At 47.9% G+C, this 17,768-nt stretch carries 18 protein-coding genes; 11 read left to right on the top strand and 7 right to left on the bottom strand.

Going from position 1 to position 17,768, the window contains the following annotated elements; all coding sequences use genetic code 11:
- Nucleotides 1-135: 135 nt before the first annotated feature.
- The 4 genes from ACNFN4_RS17325 (at nt 136) to ACNFN4_RS17340 (ending at nt 3,643) form a co-directional block, all read left to right on the top strand.
- Nucleotides 136-819 (top strand): response regulator transcription factor, encoded by a 684-nt coding sequence (locus tag ACNFN4_RS17325; protein ID WP_022552587.1) that lies wholly within the window; start codon nt 136-138, stop codon nt 817-819.
- Entirely contained in the window at nt 806-2,233 is a 1,428-nt protein-coding gene (locus ACNFN4_RS17330; protein ID WP_103527150.1) for a sensor histidine kinase, read from the top strand. The genes ACNFN4_RS17325 and ACNFN4_RS17330 overlap by 14 nt, the downstream gene beginning before the upstream one ends.
- A 158-nt stretch (nt 2,234-2,391) precedes the next feature.
- Nucleotides 2,392-3,540, top strand: coding sequence for a Rap family tetratricopeptide repeat protein (locus tag ACNFN4_RS17335; RefSeq protein WP_014304340.1), 1,149 nt, complete (start codon nt 2,392-2,394; stop codon nt 3,538-3,540).
- Nucleotides 3,524-3,643, top strand: a complete 120-nt coding sequence (locus tag ACNFN4_RS17340) for a PhrC/PhrF family phosphatase-inhibitory pheromone (protein ID WP_003156334.1) — start codon at nt 3,524-3,526, stop codon at nt 3,641-3,643. Before ACNFN4_RS17335 ends, ACNFN4_RS17340 begins: the two co-directional genes overlap by 17 nt.
- A 149-nt stretch (nt 3,644-3,792) precedes the next feature.
- On the opposite strand, the gene ACNFN4_RS17345 is transcribed toward ACNFN4_RS17340, so the two are convergent.
- A complete protein-coding gene (locus tag ACNFN4_RS17345; RefSeq protein ID WP_369878517.1) occupies nt 3,793-3,903 on the bottom strand; it encodes a YjcZ family sporulation protein in 111 nt (36 codons plus the stop codon).
- A gap of 79 nt (nt 3,904-3,982) precedes the next feature.
- Entirely contained in the window at nt 3,983-5,347 is a 1,365-nt protein-coding gene (locus tag ACNFN4_RS17350) for an aspartate kinase (protein WP_448200348.1), read from the bottom strand.
- 413 nt (nt 5,348-5,760) lie between these two features.
- Here ACNFN4_RS17350 and ACNFN4_RS17355 point away from each other — a divergent pair, with 413 nt between their 5' ends.
- Genes ACNFN4_RS17355 through ACNFN4_RS17370 form a run of 4 tightly spaced genes read left to right on the top strand, consistent with a single transcriptional unit; the run spans nt 5,761 to nt 9,369 of the window.
- Nucleotides 5,761-6,714, top strand: coding sequence for an ABC transporter permease (locus ACNFN4_RS17355; RefSeq protein WP_015239156.1), 954 nt, complete (start codon nt 5,761-5,763; stop codon nt 6,712-6,714).
- Entirely contained in the window at nt 6,704-7,651 is a 948-nt protein-coding gene (locus ACNFN4_RS17360) for an iron chelate uptake ABC transporter family permease subunit (RefSeq protein ID WP_014416905.1), read from the top strand. Before ACNFN4_RS17355 ends, ACNFN4_RS17360 begins: the two co-directional genes overlap by 11 nt.
- Complete coding sequence (locus tag ACNFN4_RS17365) at nt 7,645-8,403, top strand: iron ABC transporter ATP-binding protein (protein ID WP_022552588.1); 759 nt, start codon at nt 7,645-7,647, stop codon at nt 8,401-8,403. Before ACNFN4_RS17360 ends, ACNFN4_RS17365 begins: the two co-directional genes overlap by 7 nt.
- A 21-nt stretch (nt 8,404-8,424) precedes the next feature.
- On the top strand, nt 8,425-9,369 hold the full coding sequence (locus ACNFN4_RS17370; RefSeq protein WP_021495116.1) for a siderophore ABC transporter substrate-binding protein: 945 nt from the start codon (nt 8,425-8,427) through the stop codon (nt 9,367-9,369).
- A gap of 41 nt (nt 9,370-9,410) precedes the next feature.
- Here ACNFN4_RS17370 and ACNFN4_RS17375 read toward each other — a convergent pair whose 3' ends face one another.
- From ACNFN4_RS17375 to ACNFN4_RS17390, 4 genes are all read right to left on the bottom strand, one after another.
- A complete protein-coding gene (locus ACNFN4_RS17375; RefSeq protein WP_103527148.1) occupies nt 9,411-10,835 on the bottom strand; it encodes an MDR family MFS transporter in 1,425 nt (474 codons plus the stop codon).
- A gap of 17 nt (nt 10,836-10,852) precedes the next feature.
- The gene (locus ACNFN4_RS17380; RefSeq protein ID WP_015239157.1) at nt 10,853-11,728 is read right to left on the bottom strand and encodes a TetR/AcrR family transcriptional regulator; all 876 of its coding nucleotides are present in this window, start codon (nt 11,726-11,728) and stop codon (nt 10,853-10,855) included.
- 160 nt (nt 11,729-11,888) lie between these two features.
- The gene (gene nfsA, locus ACNFN4_RS17385; RefSeq protein WP_014416908.1) at nt 11,889-12,635 is read right to left on the bottom strand and encodes an oxygen-insensitive NADPH nitroreductase; all 747 of its coding nucleotides are present in this window, start codon (nt 12,633-12,635) and stop codon (nt 11,889-11,891) included.
- A 16-nt stretch (nt 12,636-12,651) separates the two neighbouring features.
- Nucleotides 12,652-12,939 carry a putative quinol monooxygenase gene (locus ACNFN4_RS17390; RefSeq protein ID WP_014416909.1) on the bottom strand — a complete coding sequence of 96 codons (288 nt, stop codon included), beginning with the start codon at nt 12,937-12,939 and terminating at the stop codon, nt 12,652-12,654.
- A 141-nt stretch (nt 12,940-13,080) separates the two neighbouring features.
- Here ACNFN4_RS17390 and ACNFN4_RS17395 point away from each other — a divergent pair, with 141 nt between their 5' ends.
- Nucleotides 13,081-13,395, top strand: coding sequence for an ArsR/SmtB family transcription factor (locus ACNFN4_RS17395; protein ID WP_012116810.1), 315 nt, complete (start codon nt 13,081-13,083; stop codon nt 13,393-13,395).
- Nucleotides 13,396-13,422: 27 nt separating this feature from the next.
- Here ACNFN4_RS17395 and gabR read toward each other — a convergent pair whose 3' ends face one another.
- Nucleotides 13,423-14,832 (bottom strand): MocR-like transcriptional regulator GabR, encoded by a 1,410-nt coding sequence (gene gabR / locus ACNFN4_RS17400; RefSeq protein ID WP_448200349.1) that lies wholly within the window; start codon nt 14,830-14,832, stop codon nt 13,423-13,425.
- A gap of 107 nt (nt 14,833-14,939) precedes the next feature.
- Here gabR and gabT point away from each other — a divergent pair, with 107 nt between their 5' ends.
- Nucleotides 14,940-16,247, top strand: a complete 1,308-nt coding sequence (gabT, locus tag ACNFN4_RS17405) for a 4-aminobutyrate--2-oxoglutarate transaminase (RefSeq protein WP_174747482.1) — start codon at nt 14,940-14,942, stop codon at nt 16,245-16,247.
- Between the two features lie 105 nt (nt 16,248-16,352).
- Nucleotides 16,353-17,741 (top strand): succinate-semialdehyde dehydrogenase, encoded by a 1,389-nt coding sequence (gene gabD / locus ACNFN4_RS17410; RefSeq protein WP_109566696.1) that lies wholly within the window; start codon nt 16,353-16,355, stop codon nt 17,739-17,741.
- Nucleotides 17,742-17,768 lie beyond the last annotated feature (27 nt).

The raw sequence follows: 17,768 nt of genomic DNA on the forward strand, positions 1-17,768 counted from the left end.
GGAGAAATGTATGAAAAAAATATGAACAAACTATTTCCGGGTGATGAAATAAAAACTAACATTTGTGAAACCCGAAAACATCCGGGTAAAATGGTGCTATTATAAGAAAAAGCGTCAAGATAAGCGGAGGAACAAATGAAGATATTAATGATAGAAGATAATATAAGCGTATGCACCATGACGGAAATGTTCTTTTTTAAAGAAGGATTTGAAGCCGAATTTGTCCATGACGGAGTGGAAGGCTATCAGCGGTTCACGGAAGAGGACTGGGATTTGGTCATTCTGGACATTATGCTTCCATCCATGGACGGAGTGACGATCTGCCGGAAAATAAGAGAGACGAGCAGTGTGCCGATTATTATGCTGACCGCAAAGGACACGGAGTCTGATCAGGTGATCGGGTTTGAAATGGGGGCCGACGACTATGTCACCAAGCCGTTCAGCCCGCTGACACTAGTAGCGCGGATTAAAGCGGTGATCAGAAGATACCGGGCGACGGGGCAGGCCGTAAAAAGCGACGACTTGATCGAAACGGCGTGTTTTTCAATCAATAAGAAGACGCGGGAAGTGTTTCTGCACGGAAAACCTGTCGAGAATCTGACGCCGAAGGAATTCGATCTGCTCTTTTATCTCGCACAAAACCCGCGCCAGGTTTTTTCGAGAGAGCAGCTGCTTGAGCAGGTGTGGGGCTATCAATTTTACGGCGATGAACGTACGGTTGATGTTCATATTAAACGGCTGCGCAAAAAACTGTCCAGTGTCGAAAAACCGTTTTTATACACGGTGTGGGGGGTAGGATACAAATTTGATGAGGATTAAATACTTATATCAGCTGCTGTTAAGCCATGTCAGCATTTTGATTTTGGCCTTTTTCATCATCATTTCCCTGTTTTCGCACTTTGTGAAAGATTTTGCGTATCAAAATAAAGTGGATGAGCTGTCATCTTACGCCCAACAGATCACAAGTGAGCTGAACAGCCGCGATCTTGATCTGCGCCGCCTGTATCCGTATCAGGACATGTTAAAAACGCGCGAGACCAGATTTATTATTTTTGATGAACATCAGCAGCCTTACTTTTTTCCTGACGATATGCCGCCGCGCGAGAAGCTGAAAAGTAAAGAGTGGCACATGCTGAAGCAAGGGAAAACCGTTCAGATCAGAGCGGAAATGAACCGTTTTAATACGGAAGGCTTGGAAGTATCGCTTGTCGCAAAACCGCTTTTTATCAACGATCAATTTAAAGGCGCGGTGCTGCTCGTGTCTCCCGTCAGAGGGGTCGAGCAGATGATCAGCCAGGTCAACCGCTATATGATTTACGCGATCATCAGCACCCTTATCATCACGATTCTGCTGAGCTGGCTTTTATCTAAATTTCACGTCAAGCGGATTCAGACATTGCGGGATGCGACCGGAAAAGTGGCATCCGGTGATTACGATATTTCGCTCAAGAACAGCGGCGGCGATGAAATCGGCATGCTGGCGTCCGATTTCAACACCATGGCCAAAAATCTGAAGCAATCAAGAGAGCAGATTGACCGCCTCGAAAAACGGAGGCGCCAATTTATCGCCGATGTCTCCCATGAGCTGAGAACGCCTTTGACGACCATTAACGGACTTGTGGAGGGGCTTAACAGCAACACCATCCCGGAAAAAGATAAAGAGAAATGCTTCTCGCTGATCAGCGAAGAAACGAAGCGGATGCTCAGGCTCGTGAAAGAAAACCTGGATTATGAAAAAATCAGATCCCAGCAAATCAAACTGGACAAGCTCAGCCTGCCGCTCATCGAGGTGTTTGAAATTATTAAAGAGCATCTCAATCAGCAGGCGGAGGAAAAACAAAATCAGCTGCGGATTCAAGTGGAGGACGGCGTCAAAGTGTTCGCCGATTATGACAGGCTGATCCAGATTCTCGTCAACATCACGAAAAACAGCATACAATTTACGCAAAAGGGAGACATCACGCTGCGCGGGTATGAAGGCTATAAAGAAACGGTGATTGAAATCGAAGACACCGGGATCGGCATCTCCAAAGAGGAAATTGAGCATATATGGGAGCGGTTTTATAAGGCGGACGTGTCCCGGAGGAATACGGCATACGGCGAATACGGACTCGGCCTGTCCATCGTCAGGCAGCTCGTCGAAATGCACAAGGGCACGATAGATATTGACAGCGAAAAAGGAAAAGGCACGACCTTTACAATCCGCCTTCCGCTGAATACGAAAAATGAATAATCTTGAAACCGGCGGTCTCGTCTGGCCGCCGTCTGTTTTAACTCCACTCGGAAAATTGCGCTCTGCCGAAACAAAGTTTGCGTGTTTTTCGGGATGGAAAGAGACGGAAACGTGATAAAATAACTGGTAAACAGGTCTTGGATGGGGAGGGTGAAGGAATGAAGAGCGGGTTAATTCCTTCTTCAGCAGTCGGGCAGAAAATTAACGAGTGGTATCGATACATCAGAACATTCAGCGTGCCGGATGCGGAGATCTTGAAAGCCGAGATCAAACAAGAGCTTGACCGTATGGAGCCTGATTCAAACTTAGTGCTTTATTATTCCCTCATGGAATTTCGCCATCAGCTGATGCTGGACTACTTGGAGCCGCTGGAAAAACTGAAGATAGAAGACCAGCCGACCCTGTCGGAAATTCTTGATAACATTGATAACAGCCAGGCCGGCCTCAAAGGGCTTCTCGATTATTACGTCAACTTTTTCAAAGGCATGTTTGAATTTGATAAAAGAGAATTTATCTCAGCGATTACATATTATAAACAAGCTGAGAAAAAACTGGCCTTCGTATCGGACCACGTGGAACGGGCGGAGTTTTATTTTAAAGTGGCCGAAGCTTATTATCATATGAAACAAACGTATTTTTCTTTGATACATATAAAAAACGCTTATGAAATTTACGTAGAGCAGGACACATATAACGTCCGGATCATTCAATGCCATTTTGTATTCGGCGTCAATTTAATGGATGAAAGGCGCTTTGAACAGGCGGCCAAACATTTTCAGCACGCTCTGCAAATGGCCGAAAAAGAACAAAAAGCGCAGCTTGTCGGGAGGGCGCTGTATAACCTCGGACTGTGCTACTACAATCAGGACCGCATCGGTGAAGCGATTCCGTACTTTGAACGGGCGGTCGATACATTTGAATCACAAAGAATCGTCAATTCTCTTCCTCAAGCATATTTTCTAATCACACTCATTTACTTTAAACTCGGAAAAAAAGAAAAAGCGTCGGAATATCACAAGCGGGGATATGAATATGCTAAAGAAACAGACGATCCCGTTTACACGGTAAAATTCGAATGGCTGCAGGCTCTGTATCAGGCGAAACCGGATGAGGAAACAATCAGCGCGTGTTTCCGTTACCTGGAAGATAAAAATTTATACGCCGATATAGAGGATTTAGCACTAGAAGCAGCTAAATATTACTATGAACAAAATTGCTTTAAAATTTCTTCTGACTATTTTCTGAAAGTCGAAGAGGCAAGGAAACAAATACAAAGGAGTGAGGGTTTGTATGAAATTGAAATCTAAATGGTTTGTTATTTGTTTAGCAGCCGCCGCGATTTTTACAGTGACAGGTGCAGGCCAGACAGATCAGGCTGAATTCCATGTAGCTGAAAGAGGAATGACGTGAGAAGAAAATAACCTGAACAAAGGAAAAGACTGCCCGAGAATGTTCCCGGCAGTCTTTTTTTTGCGCGGCCGGGCTCGGACAGCGGCGGAAAACAAAAGAAAACGCCGCAGGTCAAAACCCGCAGCGTCCTCATATAGACGGAGTGATGCTTAGAAACCGCCAACGAAGGCAGTACCAACAATAATCAACAGGATAAATAAAACAACGATCAAAGCGAAAGAGCTGACTCCTGAATATCCTGACATGAGCTTCACCTCCATATTGTCTATACCATACAATATGTAAAAGAAGCTGCTTTGTAAGGGATATTAGTGGACAAGAGAAAAAAGAGGCGGTGTCCTATGAGAGTAAAACTCCGGCGAAAAATTCGTCATACAGCGCCCGCACCGCGTGTTTTTCCTGTTCTTCTTTCACTCCGAACATCATGCTGACTTCCGAGGACCCTTGATTGATCATCTCGATGTTGACGCCGGCTTCCGACAGTGCTTTGGATGCCCTGGCGGTTGTGCCGACATTATGGCGCATCGCTTCCCCGACGACCATAATCAGCGCCAGATTGTGCCTGACTGTGACTTCATCTGCTTGAAGTTCCTGCTTCAGACGGGTGACGAGCCTGTGTTCCAGTTCTGAGTCCATCTGATTGTGCCGAAGGATGATCGTGATGTCGTCAATGCCGGATGGAACGTGTTCATACGTCAACCCTTCTTCCTCCAAAATGTGAAGGGCTTTGCGGCCGAAACCGATTTCCCGGTTCATTAAATATTTGCTTATGTAAATGCTGCAAAAGCCCGTGTCGCTTGCGATGCCGATGACTGGCCCGTTCGTATTGTCGCGGCTGCTGACGACGCGTGTTCCTTTCGCATCCGGATTATTCGTATTCTTAATCTGAACGGGGATGCCGGCCCGAAATGCGGGAATCAGCGCTTCATCATGAAAAACGGAAAATCCGGCATAGGAGAGCTCACGCATTTCCCGATACGTCAGTTCGTTAATTTCTTTCGGATGCCGCACGATTGACGGGTTGACGGAATAGACGGCGTCCACATCAGTAAAGTTTTCGTACAGGTCAGCTTTTAAGCCGTTGGCGAGAATGGAGCCGGTAATATCAGAACCGCTCCGGGAAAACGTCACAATCTCATGCTCCTTCGTGTAACCGAAAAATCCCGGAAAAATGATCAAGCCTTCACGGTTTCTCAGACGGTACAAATGATCATAAGACTCAGGGAGCACCTGCGCGCTTCCGGGTTCATTCGTCACAAACAGCCCCGCTTCTTTCGGACTTACATATTCCGCTTTAACGCCCTGGCGCCGGAAGTAGGCTGCGATCAGCTTCGCGTTGTTGTCCTCGCCGCTCGCCTTCACCGCATCCATATATTGTTCGGGATTGGTTTTACAGCTGTTTAAGAGAGCGAATAGGTCACTGCGGATTCTTTCTATAATAGAGAAATCCAGGTTCAGCTCCCGCGCGATGGCTGCGTACCGTTCAATGACCGTTTCGGCAAGCCCGGGTGCTGCACCTTTTTGCAAATAATGCTCCGCACAGCGGATTAACAGATCCGTCACCTTTGTATCGTACGAGAAGCGTTTTCCCGGTGCCGATACGACGACGGCTTTCCGCGCGGGATCAGCCGTCACGATTTGAAACACTTTCTCAAGCTGGGCTCCTGACGCAAGAGAGCTGCCTCCGAATTTTACAACTTTCATGATTTACATCCCCTAATATTTAAATTTTCTCACAAATTTAATTTTTATTATCTCTCTTTCAAACATGTAAATCAAGGATTTTTTCTACGTGGGGAGAACATTTGTATTTTCATGGAGGAATTTTGCCGCTGTTTGTCAGATTTGTTTCCCTCAAGCGTGTCATCATGTGCAAAAAATGATAAGCAGCCAAATGAAGGTTATAGAAAATCCTGCAAATTCTTGATAGACTGATTGTAAGACAATTTAGTGTACGGCCCGCGGATGACCGCTTTTGAAAGCAAAACTGTATTGACTGCGCTTGGAAAGATGATAAGATTATAATTGTCGTTGATAATGATAATCATTACGAGTGGGATATATGGGAGTTGTTTGGCAATCAGTCATACCGTTTGTGATGGGTGCAGGGAGGCAGCATGAAGCTACGTTACTTACTTTTGCTACTGGCGGTTTTGGCGTGTACTTCTATATTTATCGGTGTAGAAGATTTGTCGCCGCTGGATATTTTTCATTTAAATAAAGAACAGGCAGGTACATTATTTGACAGCCGGCTGCCGCGTTTGGTGAGCATTATCATCGCCGGCATGAGCCTGAGCATCTGCGGATTAATCATGCAGCAGATCAGCCGGAATAAATTTGTATCGCCGACGACTGCGGGAACGATGGACTGGGCAAGGCTCGGAATTTTGATTTCATTAATGCTTTTTACGTCAGCGAGTCCGCTTGTGAAAATGTCTATCGCTTTCGTTTTCGCGTTGGCGGGAAATTTCCTTTTCATGAAAATCCTCGAGAGAATCAAGTTCAATGATGCGATTTTTATTCCTCTCGTCGGTTTAATGCTTGGGAACATCGTCAGCTCAATCGCCACGTTTATCGCATATAAATACGATCTGATCCAAAACCTGTCATCTTGGCTGCAGGGAGATTTTTCACTGGTCGTCAAAGGCCGGTATGAGCTTTTATATCTGAGTATCCCGCTGGTGATCATCGCTTATGTGTATGCGGATAAATTTACGGTGGCGGGAATGGGAGAGAGCTTTTCCGTCAATCTCGGCCTGAAATACAAACGCGTCGTCAATATCGGTCTGATTATCGTGTCGCTCATCGCTTCACTGGTGATCCTGACCGTCGGGATGCTGCCGTTTCTCGGTTTGATCATTCCCAATATGGTGTCGATTTACAAAGGGGACAACCTGAGGAGCAGCTTGCCCCACACCGCTCTGCTGGGCGCTGTTTTTGTGCTGTTTTGCGACATTTTGGGAAGGGTGATCATCTTCCCGTACGAAATTTCCATCGGCCTGATGGTCGGTGTTATCGGCAGCGGCATCTTCCTGTATATGCTGTTAAGGAGAAAAGCATATGAGTCATAATAAAAAAATTACGCTGCTGGCGGCGCTCGCCATGATATGTATCGGATTCTTCCTGTTCTACGGACTGGGCAATTGGGAATACTCCCTGCCGAGACGATGCTTCAAAGTGCTTGCCATGATGCTTACCGGAGGAGCGATCGCGTTTTCAACGGTCATCTTCCAGACGATTACAAATAACCGCATACTGACACCGGGCATTTTAGGCCTCGATTCCCTGTATATGCTCATTCAGACCGTCATCGTGTTCCTGTTCGGTTCAATGAATATCGTCATGATGAACAAAAATCTTAATTTCGTCATCTCCGTCGGGCTGATGGTGCTCTTGTCACTCGTTTTGTATCAGCTCATGTTTAAAGGCGAGGGGCGGAACGTGTTTTTCCTTCTGCTTGTCGGCGTCGTGTTCGGCACGCTGTTCAACAGTCTGTCATCCTTTATGCAGATGCTGATTGATCCGAATGAATTCCAGGTTGTTCAGGACAAAATGTTTGCCAGCTTTAACAATATCAACACCGATCTTTTATGGTTTGCCGGTGCTGTCTTTCTTCTGACGGGCATTTATGTCTGGCGGTTCACGCGGTTTTTTGACGTGCTGTCCCTCGGCAGGGAGCATGCCGTCAACCTTGGGATTGACTACGATAAGCTTGTGAAACAGATGCTCATTGTCGTCGCCATTCTTGTGTCTGTCTCTACGGCTCTTGTGGGGCCGATTATGTTTTTAGGACTGCTTGTCGTCAATCTGGCGAGAGAGTTTTTAAAAACCTACAGGCACACGTATTTAATCGCGGGTTCTGTCCTGATCAGCATCGTCGCGCTCGTCGGAGGCCAGTTCGTCGTGGAGAAAGTGTTCACGTTTTCCACGACGCTGAGCGTCATCATTAATTTTGCCGGCGGGATTTATTTTATCTATCTGCTGTTAAAGGAGAATAAATCATGGTAGAGGTCAAAAATGTAAGCAAACAATACGGAGGGAAAGTCGTCCTTGAGAAAACGTCTCTATCCATTCAAAAGGGCAGGCTCACCTCATTTATCGGTCCGAACGGCGCGGGAAAAAGCACGCTGCTGTCTATCATGAGCCGGCTGATTAAGACGGATTCCGGGGAAATCACGGTCGACGGGCAAGAGATCGGGGCCTGTAAAAGCAACGATCTGGCGAAAAAAATCAGCATCTTGAAGCAGACGAACCAAATCAATATCAGACTGACAATTAAAGACCTGGTCAGCTTCGGCAGATTTCCGTATTCCCAAGGGAAACTGACGGATGAAGATTGGGTGCATATCAACCAGGCCCTCAGTTATATGAAGCTGGATGATTTAAAGGATAAATACCTCGATCAGCTCAGCGGAGGCCAGTGCCAGAGGGCATTTATCGCGATGATCATCGCTCAGGATACCGACTATATTTTTCTCGATGAGCCGCTGAACAATTTAGATATGAAGCATTCCGTTGAAATGATGAAGCTGTTGAAGCGGCTCGTGGAAGACTTCGGAAAAACGGTCGTCGTAGTGATTCACGATATCAACTTCGCATCCGTATATTCAGACCATATCGTCGCACTGAAAAACGGCCGGATCGTCAAAGAAGGGCCGGCGGAGGAGATCATTGAAACCTCCGTGCTTGAAGATATTTATGATATGACCATCCCGATTCAAGAGATTGACAGTCAGCGGATCGGTGTGTACTTTTCTTAAAAACCAGATGAGGTGAAAATCATGAAAAAAATCGCATTGCTATTCATTGCGCTAGTTACGATTTTTGTTGTTTCTGCATGCGGAAACGGGGACAAAACATCAGGCAAATCAAAAGAAACAATCACAATCAAAGATGACCTGAACAAAGAAGGAGTCAAAGTGCCGAAGAATCCGAAAAAAGTCGTCGTATTCAACTTCGGAATGCTGGACACGATGGATGAACTCGGTTTACAGGATCACGTGGCGGGACTTCCGAAACAAAACCTTCCAAAATACTTATCTTCATATAAAAGTGATAAATACGCCAATACCGGCGGTTTAAAAGAACCGGATTTTGAAAAAGTCGCGGATATTGATCCGGATTTAATCATTATCGCCCACAGACAATCTGATTCTTATAAAGAGTTCTCAAAAATCGCGCCGACGATTTATCTTGATGATGACTATACAAACTACGTTGACAGATTCAAGCACAACACCGAAGTGATCGGCAAAATCTTTAACAAAGAAAATGAAGTGAAAGATAAGCTTGCGAAAATTGACAAATCCATTGCCGATCTGAAGAAAAAGACAAGCAGCACGGATAAAAACGGGTTAGTGGTGATGGCGAACGACGGCAAAATCAGCGCGTTCGGATCTAAATCAAGATACGGCTTCATTCATGATGTGTTCGGCGTCAAACCGGCTGACAAAAACATTGAAGCCTCACTGCACGGACAAAGCATTTCCTATGAATATATCGCAAAAACAAACCCTGATTACATGTTTGTCGTTGACCGCGGAACAGCGATCGGCACAAAATCTTCAACAAAACAAGTGGTTGAAAATGATTATGTAAAATCGGTGAAAGCCGTGAAAAACAACCATGTTGTCTACCTTGATTCAGCTACATGGTATTTATCAGGAGGCGGCCTGGAATCCATGGCGCAAATGGTGAAAGAAGTAAAAGACGGAATCGAGAAGTAAAAAAAGAACCCGGTCACATACGTGATCGGGTTCTTTTTGATTTACCGCGTAACGGCCTGCTGCTGCTCGGGCTGACGCGGTTTTTTCTTCAATATAAAAGATAGGAGGAAGCCGGCCAGCGCGATGCAGGCGGCTACGACAAATGCCGCATTCATGCCGTGCAGGGCGGCGTTTGCCGGAGTTGACGCATTTGCGTGCGCGGCCTGGCTGCTCATCACGGAAACCAGCAGCGCCGTACCGATAGAACCGCCGACTTGGCGGACGGTATTGTTCATGGCTGTGCCGTGCGGAATTAAGTGGCGCGGCAGGGCGTTGATTCCCGCTGTCGTCACCGGCATCATAATCATGGCTGTTCCCAAAAGCCGCGCGGTATAAACGACGACAATCCAAATGAGAGACGTCGAGTCCGTCAGATTCATAAACGGCAGGGACGTGAGCAGGATGATGAAGAATCCGGTCATCGCAAGGCCTTTTCCGCCGATTTTGTCAAACACCCGGCCGATAAACGGAGACATCATCCCCATTACAATCGCGCCCGGCAAAAGCATTAATCCGGTATCAAACGCGGATACGCCCCGGACTTTTTGCGTGTAAAGCGGGAGAATGGTTTCCGTTCCGATCAGCAGCGCGAAAACAAGCGTTCCGAGCAGGGTGGTCAGGCTGAAAATCCCGAAAGAAAACACGCGGAATTCCAGCATCGGTTTTTTAAGCTTCATCTGTCTTGAGATAAAGAAAATCAGCGCGACCGCTCCGACAAGCAGCGAAGTCAGCACTTCAGTACTGGTCCACCCTGATGAACCGGCGCTTGAGAAGCCGTAAAGCAGACCGCCGAATCCGAGGGTCGATAAGATCACAGATAAAATATCAATCTGTGTTTCTCGTAATGTCGTGACGTTTTTCATCAGAATAATCGCTAAAAGCAAATCGATGACTGCGATCGGGAAGATGATATAAAACAAAGACCGCCAAGAGAATGCTTCGACCGCCCATCCGGAAAGCGTCGGGCCGATCGCCGGCGCGAACGAAATAACCAAGCCGACCATACCCATGGCGCGGCCGCGCTTTTCCATCGGGAAAATCGTGAGAAATACCGTCTGCATGAGAGGCAGCATAATCCCAGCGCCGGCCGCCTGAATAATCCGGGCCGTTAAGAGCACCGGAAAATTCGGGGCGAATGCGCCGACAATGGTGCCCGCCGTGAAAATACTCATGGCGGAAATCAAGAGGGTGCGGCTTGTGAATTTCTCTATTAAAAACGCGGTAATCGGAATCAAAATCCCGTTCGTCAGCATAAACGACGTTGTCAGCCATTGCGCTTTGTTGGCGTCTATATTGAAGTCATTCATAATGTGCGGCAGCGCCGTGATAAGCAGTGTCTGGTTCAAAATGGCGACGAACGCACCCGCCAAAAGAATCCCGACAATGACAGAGCGGTTGTATGGTGCAGTTTTAATACTCTTATTCAAGCTGATTCCTTCTTTCTTTATAGTTTGAGCAATGTTTTAACGGCTGCAAGCGGCTGGTGCAGCGGTCCGGCCTGCTCCAAATAACCGATGAGCGCTTTGATGAGAAAATCCCGCGGCTGTTTGTCCGCTGATTCTTTCTCCAACATAGCCGCCGCGGAAGCGAGTCCTGCGGCGTCATATTTTTCCTCCGGAAGGGCTGAGACGGCTTCTTTCAGTTCCTTCAGGCTTTCAGCCAGCAATACGGTTTTGTCTTTCGGCTCAAATGAGGAAGCGGAGGCGATATAAAGGTCAATCATCTCCTGAGGCAAAGCGGTTTCGGTTGTCCTGTTTTCGACGATGAGATTGAGATGGCGGATGATAAACTCCGTGAGCGGCTCCAGGGCGAGCGGTTCTTTTTCCAGCTTAATCAGCGTGATGCATTCTCTCAGGAGCCCCTGCAGGACGATGACCAGCTCCCATACATAAGGAATAATGTCTTCGCCGTACGTCTGAATCAGTGAATCGCGATGCCAGCAGATAAAGGTGGAGCGGGCCCTGTGAATATGCCGTTTTACCCGCTCATTAATGGAAGAGGGGCTTCCGTACATCAGCATATTAAAAAACTGCTGATTGCGCCTGAAGCCTTCAAGCTCAGCCATCAGTTTTTTGGCAAACCGTTCCTCAGGGGAGAGGCTTGTTTCTTCATTCAATAATGAAGCGGCGGCTACCATCTGTTTCTGGTTAAAGTCGAGCAGCTCCAGGAGCAGGTCTTCCTTTGATTCAAACAGCTTATATAAAGATGCTTTGGAGACTTTGCACTCCTCTGCGATCGCCTGCATCGAAACTGACGAAAAGCTTTTCCCGGAAAAAAGCTTTCTTGCCGCCAGCAGAATATCCGTTTTCTTATCATTCATAAGCCCAGATTCCTTCTTTCGTCACAATAGAAAACCCATCGGTTCACAGAAAACCAATGAGTATATGATGAAAATATTAACAAAAATTTTTACATAGTGTCAACGCTTTTGTTTGAGAAATAGAAAAAACCTGCCGGAGTGTTCCGGCAGGCTGATCCGCTTATTTATCCGTCTTAAATCCTTGTTTTTCAAGCATTTCACGAATGTGAGGATAATAAAGCTGCTTATAGTAGGAGGTGATGCCTTGTGACCAGTTTCTCGTTTCCTGTCCGTCGGTGCGTTTTTTCATGTATTCGGACATCTGCTTGTCATAGGCCTCGATATGTGTTCTTACATCTTCTTCTTGATACGTTTCATGATGCAGAACGGCTGCTTGCGGCAGACGCGGTTTTTTCGCGGAGCGGTCTGCCGGATGGCCGATGACGAGACCGGAAACCGGGAAAACGTATTTCGGAAGTTTCAGCAATTCAATGAGTTCGTCCGGCTTGCCGCGCACGGCGCCGATCGGCACAGTGCCGAGTCCCATTGATTCAGCTGCAGCCGTTGCCGTACCCAGCGCAATCCCGACATCTACGGCTCCGACAAGTACGGACTCTAAACCGTTCGTGATCTCAAGCGGTGTATCATTATATTCTTCAAGCGCAATTTTGGCGCGGTTAAAATCAGCGCAGAATAAAAGGAAAACCGGCGCTTGGTCAATCCACGGCTGGCCGCCCGCCAATTCGGATATTTTTTTCTTCCGTTCCTTATCTTTCACCGCTATAACGGTAAATTGCTGGCCGTTAATGGAAGTCGGCGCTGCTTGAGCGGCTTGGATGATAAGGTCCAGCTGTTCATCCGATACGGGTTCATCTGTGTAGCTGCGGATGGAACGGTGGTCTGTTAATAATTGAAGGACTTCGTTCATGTCATTCATCCTTTCGTTACTCTGACAGTTCTGTGCGGACGACGTCAAGCGGCGCACTCAGCAGTTCTTTTGCTTTTGCCACAAATCCTTGGAAATGGTCAGTTGCGTTGTGGAATTTCATCGCTTCTTCATCTTTCCATTGCTCAAGCATGACGAATGTATTTTCCTCACCGACTTTTTCGAAAAGGTCGTATTGCACATTTCCTTCTTCCGCGCGTGAATGCTGAACAAGTGATTGCGCTTCTCCTAAAAATTCCTCGCGTTTATCCGCTTTTACTTTCATGTAAGCCTGTAAGACGATCATTGTTATTCCTCCTGATTGGGTTAATTTGTTATAGTTCGAATATTATCGAACTAACTGTAACATGTTTCGCTGCGAATGGTAAAGGAAAAACCCTCACCGCCTAAATTGTCACCCGCCGCTTTTATGTGTTACATTTGACTCATGAACATTCCAAACCATCCTGAAACCGAACGCTTACAGCTGACAAAGGTTCTTCATGCTCTGAGTGATCCGCTCCGCTTAGAGCTGGTCAAACAATTGGCGGAAACAACAGAAAAAACGTGCGGAACCTGCGCTGATGTCCGGGTCGCTAAATCAACGCTGTCCCATCACTTCAAAGTGCTGCGGGAAGCGGGGATCGCCCAAGTGCGCATAGACGGGAAGCACCGTTATTATTCCCTGCGCAAAGATGATTTACAAGCGGCGTTTCCCGGCCTGCTGGAGGCGATTTTGCAGACAGAGCCGGACCGCTGGTAAATAAGTCCCCGAATTCCGGGGGTTTTTTTATGCGCCGAAAACTGCCCGGTAAAGTCTGTAGACGCCTTCTTGAATATCGCTCTCCTTCAGGCGGGCGAATCCCAGAATGAGCTGCGGCTTATTTGAATCGCTTCCCGTTTTCAGACGGAACCGGCTCATCGCAAACAGATCGAGCTGTTCTGCATCCGCCCGTGCCAATATCTCTTTTTCTGAACGGGCGCAGTCAAACTCAGTGACAAAATGAAGCCCCGCATTGGCGCCCTTTACACTGATTCTATCTCCGAATGTTTCTTCCAAAGCCGAAATGAGGCGTTCCCGCATGTTCTTATAATGCTGCTTCATCTTTTTAATATGTTTCTGATATTCACCTGATTCGATAAATTCTTTCAGCGCGAGCTGGGCAAGCGTGCTGCACGTATGCAGGTCATACGTTCTCTCTTTGAACGTCCGCAAAAGCCCGGGCGGCAGAACCATATAGCTGATGCGCAGACCTGGGAAAAGGGATTTTGAAAAGGTCCCCATGTAGATGACATTTTGAAACCGGTCAAGGCTTTGAAGCGCCGGTATCGTATCGGCGTCATATTTAAATTCACTGTCATAATCATCTTCAATGATGAAGCGGCCGTTCTGTTCGGCGGCCCAGTTTAAAAGCTGAATCCGCCGGGAAGCGGGCATGATCACGCCTGAGGGGAATTGATGGGAAGGCGTGGTGATCAATACAGAGGGCCGGCGTTTTTCGATTTCGTCCATGGACATGCCTTTTTCATCAAGGCTGATCGTCGCAACCTTTTTCCCGAGGTTTTGCAGCAGCCGGTACATCCTCATATATCCCGGGTTCTCCATGGCGTAGAGCGCGTCTTTTGGCAGCAGTTCCGTCAGCAGCTGCACCAGCAATTGCGTGCCCGCCCCGAGCACGATTTGTTCCGGGCGGCATGTAACGCCCCTTGTCAGGGAAATAAGCCGCGAAATTGTTTCACGGACTTCATATAAACCTTGCGGGTGGACGAGTTCTCCGAGTGTATGAAATGAACGGGCGGCTGCTTTATGCTCACAGCGGAACCAGCTTTTCAGGGGGAAATGCGCCGTATCCACGCTCATATGAGAAAACGAAATCCAGCCGCTTTTATCCGTCTCCCGCTCTTTCAAATCATCAGGCAATAGGAGCGAAGGCGCTTCTTCATGATAAACCGTATCAATTTCCTCCACGAAAAAGCCTTTTCTTTCGACTGCATATAAATAACCTTCCGAAAGCAGCTGCTGATAAGCTGAATTCACTGAATTCACGCTGACCTTCAGCGTCTCGGCAAGCTCCCGTTTAGACGGCACCTTTGTATGAGGCATCAGGCTGCGCTTCAAAACAGCCGCTTTTATGTGCTGATAGATCTGCTGATAGATATAATCCGCCGTTTCCGAATGATCAATGGAAATCGTCAGCATCCAGACCCTGCCCCTTTCTGATACCATAGATAAATTGATTTTGGTACTTTTCATCATACCAAAAAGAAGTCAGAATGATAAGAAAACAATGCAGGGGGATGGAATCTATGAGTCGAACAGCATCAACGGAAGTGACAACTGCCCAGTGGCAGCAAAAACGGGATCAATTCGTTTCCAAGGGGGTCGGCAACGGAAACCGCGGCATGGCGGTAAAAGGGGAAGGGGCGCTTTTGTACGATTTGGACGGCAGACGATTCATTGATTTTGCCGGAGCGATCGGAACGCTGAATGTCGGCCATTCCCATCCGAAAGTGGTGGAGGCCGTGAAGAAACAGGCGGAGGATCTGATTCACCCGGGATTTAACGTCATGATGTATCCGTCTTATATTGAGCTGGCCGAAAAACTTTGCGCCCTTGCGCCGGGAGATCATGCGAAAAAAGCGATTTTTCTCAATTCGGGAGCGGAAGCGGTGGAAAACGCCGTGAAAATCGCCAGAAAATATACGAAGCGCCAGGCTGTCGTGTCATTTACAAGAGGGTTCCACGGCCGCACGAACATGACGATGAGCATGACGAGCAAGGTGAAGCCTTATAAATTCGGTTTCGGCCCATTTGCCTCAGAGGTGTATCAGGCGCCGTTTCCTTACTATTATCAAAAGCCGGCCGGCATGAGCGACGAGCAGTATGACGACTTTATCATCAGCGCTTTTGAGGATTTCTTTATCGCCGCAGTTGCACCGGAAACCGTCGCCTGTGTCGTAATGGAGCCGGTTCAGGGAGAAGGCGGCTTCATCATTCCGTCAAAACGTTTCGTGCAGCACGTCGCCGCTTTTTGTAAAAAACACGGCATCGTTTTTGTAGCGGATGAGATCCAGACCGGATTTGCCAGAACGGGAACATATTTTGCGATTGAGCATTTCGGAGCCGTTCCTGATTTGATCACCGTATCCAAATCACTTGCGGCCGGATTGCCGCTGAGCGGCGTCATCGGCCGGGCGGAAATGCTTGATGCCGCCGCGCCGGGTGAACTCGGGGGCACATATGCGGGAAGCCCGCTCGGCTGTGCGGCTGCGCTCGCGGTCTTGGATATTATTGAAGAAGAAGGGCTGAATCAGCGTTCCGAGGAGATCGGCCGGATCATCGAGCATCAAGCGATCGAGTGGAAAAAAGAGCATGCCTGCATCGGAGAAGTGCGCAGACTCGGCGCGATGGCGGCCATCGAAATTGTCAAAGATCCGGACACGCGGGAACCGGACAAAGCAAAAGCTGCGGCGATCGCTAAAACGGCGAACGAGAACGGACTGCTGCTGCTGACGGCCGGCATTAACGGCAACATTATCAGATTCCTGACGCCGCTTGTCGTGACGGATGAGCAGCTCAAAGAAGGCCTTTCCATTATCGAAGCAGCTCTGTGAGTTCAATTATTGGAATGCCGGCGGATGTGTCTGCTATCATGAAAGTGTGAGATACGTCAACAAGCATTCAATGGCTTTACTATAGCAGAGAAAGGAATGTTCAATATGCCAGAACAATTAACAGTGTACAACCCGGCAACGGGAGAGGCGATCGAAAGCATCCCCCAGCAGACGGCCGAAGATGTTGAAAAAGCGATTGAACGTTCACATCAAGCGTTTCAATCATGGTCCAAAACATCAGCGGGAGAACGTGCCTCACTTTTGAGAAAATGGTATGAGCTGATTGTTGGAAATAAAGAAGAACTTGCGGAATTAATTACGAAAGAAAACGGCAAACCGTACGAAGAAGCGGTCGGAGAAGTTTTATACGGCGCCGGTTATATTGAATGGTTCGCCGAAGAAGCAAAACGGATTTACGGCAGAACCGTACCTGCGCCGACAACGGGCAAACGGATTGTCGTCACCCGTCAGGCGGTCGGCCCGGTAGCCGCGATCACGCCGTGGAATTTCCCGAATGCGATGATTACAAGAAAAGCCGCGCCCGCTTTGGCGGCAGGCTGTACGTTCATCATCAAACCGGCGGAGGATACGCCGCTTTCCGCTTACGCCCTTGCGCGTCTCGCATATGAAGCGGGAATTCCGAAGGACGTGCTGCAAGTGGTGATCGGTGACGGAGCCGAAATCGGAAACGTCTTCACCAGCAGCCCGAAAATCCGCAAAATTACTTTTACCGGCTCAACGCCTGTCGGCAAAATCCTGATGAAAAACAGCGCCGACACCGTAAAACATATGTCAATGGAGCTTGGCGGACATGCGCCGCTGATCGTGGATGAAGACGCTGATCTTGATCTGGCGGTAGCCCAAACAATGGCCTCTAAATTCAGAAACGCCGGCCAAACCTGCGTCTGTGCGAACCGGCTGATCGTACACGAATCCGTAAAAGACGAGTTTGCGAAAAAACTGAGTGAAGAAGCTGCGAAACTCAAAGTCGGAAACGGTCTTGAAAAAGGCGTAAACGTCGGCCCTGTCATCAACAAAAAAGGCTTCGATAAAATCGTCGGCCAAATTAATGACGCCGTGGAAAAAGGCGCAAAAGTGCTGACGGGCGGAACGTATGACCAAAACGATGAAAAAGGATGCTATTTCGTGACGCCGACCGTGCTGTCAAACGTAGATACATCCATGAACATCATGCATGAAGAAACATTCGGCCCGGTTGCGCCGATCGTTACGTTCTCAGATATTGATGAAGCGATCAAGCTTGCGAACGATACGCCGTTCGGGCTTGCGGCTTATTTCTTCACAGAAAACTACCGCCGCGGCATCTATATTTCTGAACAGCTTGAATACGGCATCATCGGCTGGAATGACGGCGGTCCGTCCGCGGTTCAAGCGCCGTTCGGAGGAATGAAAGAAAGCGGCATCGGCCGTGAAGGCGGTACGGAAGGCATTGAACCGTACCTGGAAACCAAATACATGTCTATCGGACTTTAATGAGCCGAAAAGAAAGCCCCGCTTCTA

This window comes from Bacillus sp. N1(2025) (assembly GCF_053470005.1).

Coding starts and splice junctions, on each gene's coding strand:
- ACNFN4_RS17325 (WP_022552587.1), top strand. CDS start 136: ATGAAGATATTAATGATAGAAGATAATATAAGCGTATGCACCATGACG.
- gabD (WP_109566696.1), top strand. CDS start 16,353: ATGCCAGAACAATTAACAGTGTACAACCCGGCAACGGGAGAGGCGATC.
- gabT (WP_174747482.1), top strand. CDS start 14,940: ATGAGTCGAACAGCATCAACGGAAGTGACAACTGCCCAGTGGCAGCAA.
- ACNFN4_RS17335 (WP_014304340.1), top strand. CDS start 2,392: ATGAAGAGCGGGTTAATTCCTTCTTCAGCAGTCGGGCAGAAAATTAAC.
- ACNFN4_RS17350 (WP_448200348.1), bottom strand. CDS start 5,347: ATGAAAGTTGTAAAATTCGGAGGCAGCTCTCTTGCGTCAGGAGCCCAG.
- ACNFN4_RS17340 (WP_003156334.1), top strand. CDS start 3,524: ATGAAATTGAAATCTAAATGGTTTGTTATTTGTTTAGCAGCCGCCGCG.
- ACNFN4_RS17380 (WP_015239157.1), bottom strand. CDS start 11,728: ATGAATGATAAGAAAACGGATATTCTGCTGGCGGCAAGAAAGCTTTTT.
- nfsA (WP_014416908.1), bottom strand. CDS start 12,635: ATGAACGAAGTCCTTCAATTATTAACAGACCACCGTTCCATCCGCAGC.
- ACNFN4_RS17390 (WP_014416909.1), bottom strand. CDS start 12,939: ATGATCGTCTTACAGGCTTACATGAAAGTAAAAGCGGATAAACGCGAG.
- ACNFN4_RS17355 (WP_015239156.1), top strand. CDS start 5,761: ATGAAGCTACGTTACTTACTTTTGCTACTGGCGGTTTTGGCGTGTACT.
- gabR (WP_448200349.1), bottom strand. CDS start 14,832: ATGCTGACGATTTCCATTGATCATTCGGAAACGGCGGATTATATCTAT.
- ACNFN4_RS17345 (WP_369878517.1), bottom strand. CDS start 3,903: ATGGAGGTGAAGCTCATGTCAGGATATTCAGGAGTCAGCTCTTTCGCT.
- ACNFN4_RS17360 (WP_014416905.1), top strand. CDS start 6,704: ATGAGTCATAATAAAAAAATTACGCTGCTGGCGGCGCTCGCCATGATA.
- ACNFN4_RS17365 (WP_022552588.1), top strand. CDS start 7,645: ATGGTAGAGGTCAAAAATGTAAGCAAACAATACGGAGGGAAAGTCGTC.
- ACNFN4_RS17395 (WP_012116810.1), top strand. CDS start 13,081: ATGAACATTCCAAACCATCCTGAAACCGAACGCTTACAGCTGACAAAG.
- ACNFN4_RS17370 (WP_021495116.1), top strand. CDS start 8,425: ATGAAAAAAATCGCATTGCTATTCATTGCGCTAGTTACGATTTTTGTT.